At 57.2% G+C, this 5,037-nt stretch carries 6 protein-coding genes; all 6 read left to right on the top strand.

Annotated features, from left to right (window positions below; translation table 11 throughout):
- Window positions 1-35 precede the first annotated feature (35 nt).
- A complete protein-coding gene (gene plsX, locus B3M52_RS10120; RefSeq protein WP_051946665.1) occupies window positions 36-1,037 on the top strand; it encodes a phosphate acyltransferase PlsX in 1,002 nt (333 codons plus the stop codon).
- Between the two features lie 129 nt (window positions 1,038-1,166).
- Window positions 1,167-2,102: an ACP S-malonyltransferase gene (gene fabD / locus B3M52_RS10125; RefSeq protein WP_075194783.1), complete on the top strand. Its 936-nt coding sequence runs from the start codon at window positions 1,167-1,169 to the stop codon at window positions 2,100-2,102.
- A gap of 16 nt (window positions 2,103-2,118) precedes the next feature.
- Entirely contained in the window at window positions 2,119-2,862 is a 744-nt protein-coding gene (fabG, locus tag B3M52_RS10130) for a 3-oxoacyl-ACP reductase FabG (protein ID WP_007154070.1), read from the top strand.
- Window positions 2,863-2,994: 132 nt separating this feature from the next.
- The gene (gene acpP, locus B3M52_RS10135) at window positions 2,995-3,228 is read left to right on the top strand and encodes an acyl carrier protein (protein ID WP_007154069.1); all 234 of its coding nucleotides are present in this window, start codon (window positions 2,995-2,997) and stop codon (window positions 3,226-3,228) included.
- 115 nt (window positions 3,229-3,343) lie between these two features.
- Window positions 3,344-4,591: a beta-ketoacyl-ACP synthase II gene (gene fabF, locus B3M52_RS10140; RefSeq protein ID WP_036205013.1), complete on the top strand. Its 1,248-nt coding sequence runs from the start codon at window positions 3,344-3,346 to the stop codon at window positions 4,589-4,591.
- 7 nt (window positions 4,592-4,598) lie between these two features.
- On the top strand, window positions 4,599-5,037 hold a 439-nt coding region (locus tag B3M52_RS10145), incomplete at its 3' end, for an aminotransferase class IV (protein ID WP_286749491.1).

Genomic DNA, 5,037 nt, shown 5'->3' on the forward strand with positions numbered 1-5,037 from the left:
GAGCAATCCACCCGCCAGTGCGAGATGGAGGAACGGTGAAGCCGGTCACCATCGCAATTGACGCCATGAGTGGTGATCGCGGAGCCGATGTTGTGGCCTCCGCTGCACTGGATGCGGTGAAAGAAAACGAAGCCTTGAGTCTCGTTCTGGTAGGAATCCGGAGTGAGCTCGAGGCTTTGTTGCATCCTGGGCACTCGCGAATTCGTATCGTCGAAGCTGCCGATGTCGTGCGGATGAATGAGCGGCCCTCCCATGCGCTTCGCCACAAACGCAATTCGTCCATGGCCGTGGCGCTGGGGCTTGTTCGCGATGGCGTTGCTCAAGGTTGTGTCAGTGCTGGCAATACCGGCGCGCTCATGGCGTTCGGCCGTTCTGTTATCCGTATGTACCCGGGTATTGAGCGCCCTGCAATCGCCAAACTGATTCCGTCGCTTCGGGGGCGTTGCCACGTGCTCGATCTGGGCGCCAACGTGGACTCCACTGCGGAAAACCTCTATCAGTACGCACTGATGGGCTCACTGATGGCATCGGCCATCTGCAATCAGCCAGAACCTCGAGTCGCTCTGCTTAATGTTGGCGAAGAGGAGATCAAGGGCAATGAGCAAGTGCGGCTTGCCTCTCACATGCTGGCCCAGTGCGATACCATCAACTACATCGGATACATCGAGGGCAGTGATCTGTTCCGCGACGTGGCGGATGTGGTGGTGTGCGACGGTTTCGTCGGGAATATTGCCCTGAAGACGGGTGAGGGCGTTGCCGGTCTGCTGATTGAATTGCTGGAACAAGCCTTTACGAAAACGTTTTACGGCAAGTGCGTCGGCTTCTTCGCGCGGCCGATCATCGGACGGCTGCTCCGGCTTATGGACCCCTCAAGGCATAACGGTGCCAGTCTCCTTGGCCTCCAAGGGGTGGTGATAAAGAGTCATGGCAACGCCAACGAGCGCGCCATGCTGGCCGCCATACGTCAGGCGGTTCGTGAAGTTGAGCTGGAAGTGCCCAGCCGCATAAACGACCGTCTCGATGACCTGATGATCTGAGCGCTCAAGCCTTAACCTGTCCCTGAGACTAAAGTCTCTCCCCATTTTTGCTAGATTGGCCGGATCGGCCCCCAGGTTGTACTATTGGCTAATCTCCCGTAACCCCTCATTGACGGTAAGATTCCCACTATGAAATCAGCCTTTATTTTTCCCGGACAAGGATCGCAGTCTGTCGGTATGCTGGGAGCAGCAGCCGAGAACTGGCCGATCATAGAAAAAACGTTTTCCGAAGCCTCCGATGTACTGGGGTATGATCTCTGGCACCTGTGCCAGCATGGCCCTGCGGAAGAGCTTAATCAGACCACGGTTACCCAGCCAGCGCTGTTGGCGGCGAGCGTCGCGCTCTGGCGGCAGTGGTTTGTAGCAGGAGGGCAGGCGCCTGACTTTGTCGCCGGGCACAGCCTGGGTGAGTACAGTGCGCTGGTTGCAGCGGAAAGCCTGAACTTTTTTGATGCCATTAAACTGGTGCAACTGCGTGGCGAGCTCATGCAGGCCGCCGTGCCAGCCGGCGAAGGCAAGATGGCAGCCATTCTTGGTCTCGAAGACGACGACGTAACCGCCGCCTGTGCCGAAGCGGCGAATGGTGACGTGGTTGCCGCCGTCAATTTCAATGCCCCTGGGCAAGTAGTGATTGCTGGTGCTGCTGGAGCGGTCGAACGCGCCATCGAAGCCTGCAAGGCCCGAGGCGCCCGCAAGGCCATGCCACTGCCGGTGAGTGTGCCTTCCCACTGTGCCCTGATGAAGGGAGCCGCGGAGGAACTGGCAACCGCGTTGGACGAAGTAACGTTTAACGATGCTGTCATCCCGGTAGTTCAGAATGTTACCGCTTCCGTCGCCCAGGACAGTGAATCCCTCAAGGCTAATCTGGTCAAGCAGCTATACTCTCCGGTGTTGTGGACCGATACCGTTCGTAAACTGGTGGCAAATGATGTGCGGATCGCTGTAGAGTGCGGCGCCGGTAAAGTCCTTGCAGGGCTGGCGAAGCGCATTGACCGTGAATTGTCGGTTTACGGCATTGACGAGCCGGATGCGCTGGCAAAGGCGTCAGAGGCATTTGGACAGTAATAAATAGGAGCAACACATGTCTCTTGAAGGCAAAACAGCGCTGGTAACGGGTGCAACTCGCGGGATCGGAAAGGCCATTGCAAAGGCGCTGGCAGATCAGGGCGCCATGGTGGTCGGTACGGCAACCAGTGAGAATGGCGCCGAGTCGATTTCCGCTGACCTGAAAGCAGCAGGCGCGAAGGGTTTCGGTATCGTAATGAACGTCGCCGACCCAGACAGCATCGAGGCTGGCCTGAAGGAAATCAACGAGAAAGCCGGTGCGCCGGCGATCCTGGTCAACAACGCAGGGATCACTCGTGATAATCTGCTGATGCGGCTGAAGGACGATGACTGGGCGTCGGTGGTGGAAACCAACTTGTCCAGCGTCTACCGGACCAGCAAGGCCGTATTGCGGGGAATGGCCAAGGCGCGATGGGGTCGGGTGATCAATATCAGCTCGGTTGTAGCTGGTATGGGTAACCCCGGACAGGCCAACTATTGCGCTGCCAAGGCCGGAGTTGAGGGTTTTACCCGCAGCCTGGCGAAAGAAATGTCGAACCGGGGCATTACCGCCAATTGCGTAGCGCCCGGATTTATCGATACGGATATGACCCGAAAACTGGACGACAAGCAACGTGAGGCTATGATGGAAGTCATACCTGCCGGTCGTCTGGGTGAGCCGGAAGAAGTGGCTGCGGTAGTTGCCTTCCTGGCGTCGGAGGCCGCTGGTTACGTGACGGGCGAAACGATCCACGTGAACGGCGGTATGTACATGGGATAGTCCCTGCGGGGACGTGTGCGCAAACCCTTGTCGCACAACATGTTTGAATGGAACCCCTGCTTGTTTGCAGGTATGGTTTAAACTAAACTGGCAGCACTTAAGTTGCTTGGTTGACACAAAAGTGAGGACATTATGAGTACAGTTGAAGAGCGCGTGAAGAAGATCGTTTGTGAGCAGTTGGGCGTTAAAGAGTCCGAAGTTCAGAACACATCTTCTTTTGTAGAGGACCTTGGCGCTGACTCACTGGACACCGTTGAGCTGGTCATGGCACTCGAAGAAGAGTTCGAGACCGAGATTCCCGACGAGGAAGCGGAAAAGCTGGCGAGTGTCCAGGACGCGATCGACTACATCGTCGCGCACACCTGATACTCTGCACGCTTTATCGCCAGGCAAAAAGCCGTCCATGTGACTAGACATCGGACGGCTTTTTTATTGGCAGGAATTCCAGTCCATGATCAGCAAGGAACTCAGGTGAAGGGGTATGGCTAAACGACGTGTTGTAATCACAGGCATGGGAATGCTCTCGCCACTGGGTAACGATGTGGATTCGTCCTGGGACGGCATTTGTTCCGGTCGCAGCGGCATTGCCGGAATCGACCGTTTTGATACCACCGGATACAACACACGGATCGGCGGTGGCATCAAGAACCTGGATATTGAACCGTACCTGTCCACGAAGGACGCCAGAAAACTGGATGCCTTCATTCATTACGGCCTGATCGCCGCTCAACAGGCGGTAGATGCCAGTGGTCTTGATGAGTACACCGATCTTGATCGTGAAAGGGTAGGGGTTGCCATCGGCTCAGGCATAGGCGGTCTTGAATACATCGAGAAGAACGTGATCACGATGGAGAAGTCCGGGCCGCGAAAAGTGTCTCCCTTCTTTGTGCCAGCCTCCGTAATCAACATGATTTCAGGAAACGTGGCTATCCGCTTTGGCTATAAGGGCCCAAACATCGCCATCGTGACAGCCTGCACGACCGGCACCCATAACATTGGCTATGCAGCGCGCACCATTGCTTACGGTGATGCCGATGTGATGTTGGCCGGCGGTTCGGAAATGGCCACCACCCGAAGCTCAATTGCCGCGTTTTCGGCAGCGCGTGCGCTGTCCACCCGCAATGACGACCCGGAAAAGGCCAGCCGGCCGTGGGATCGTGGCCGGGACGGCTTTGTGCTCAGCGACGGCGCCGGCGTGCTGGTGCTGGAGGATCTCGAGCACGCGAAACGCCGTGGTGCCACCATTCATGGCGAAGTGATCGGTTTCGGTATGAGCGACGATGCGTTCCATATAACTGCTCCCCCAGAGAACGGTGAGGGTGCCGCGCGCTCCATGAAGAATGCAATTCGCGATGCCGGGCTCGGCGCCGACGACATCGACTACATCAATGCCCATGGCACTTCGACGCTCGTGGGAGACCTGGCAGAAGTGTCTGCCGTGAAATCGGTATTTGCCGACCACGCTTACAAGTTGGCTGTCAGCAGCACCAAATCCATGACCGGGCACTTGCTTGGCGCTGCCGGGGCCGTTGAGGCGATTTTCTCGGTATTGGCGATCCGGGAAGGTATGCTGCCGCCGACCGTCAACCTTGACGATCCCGATGATGGTTGTGACCTGGATTTTGTGGCCGGTAAGAGCCGCAAAGCTGATGTCCGGGTTGCGTTGTCCAACTCTTTTGGCTTTGGTGGTACAAACGGCACCCTGATTTTCCGTCGTTACGAGGATTGACCGGGTTGTGTTGAACGTTATTCGCCCCGACGGCAATGGAGTTTCAGCGACAGACCGGGGGTTGGCCTACGGTGATGGGTTGTTTGAAACCATCCGTATGCGTGGCCGGCAAGCCGTGCTGCGCTCATACCATCTGGATCGTATGGTGGCCGATGCTGGCCGCTTGGGCATTCCGATTGAGCGCAGTGACCTGGATGCTGAAATTAGCCGCTCGGGTTGCAATTTGGCGTCCCAATACGGCGACGACTGGGTGCTGAAGCTCGTCCTCACTCGAGGGAGGGGCGGGCGAGGTTATCGGTCTCCTGTCGAGTGTGAGCCAAGCCTGATTGTCACCTCCTCTCCGATGCCAATACTTCCCCCGCCGGGAGGAGTGGTTGCAGCGCTGTCCAAGTTTCCACTCACCGTGAATCCGAGGCTGGCGGGTATCAAGACCCTGAACCGGCTGG

The sequence above is a fragment of the Marinobacter sp. UBA2688 genome (assembly GCF_002352785.1).
In the GTDB taxonomy this organism is placed as follows: domain Bacteria; phylum Pseudomonadota; class Gammaproteobacteria; order Pseudomonadales; family Oleiphilaceae; genus Marinobacter; species Marinobacter salarius.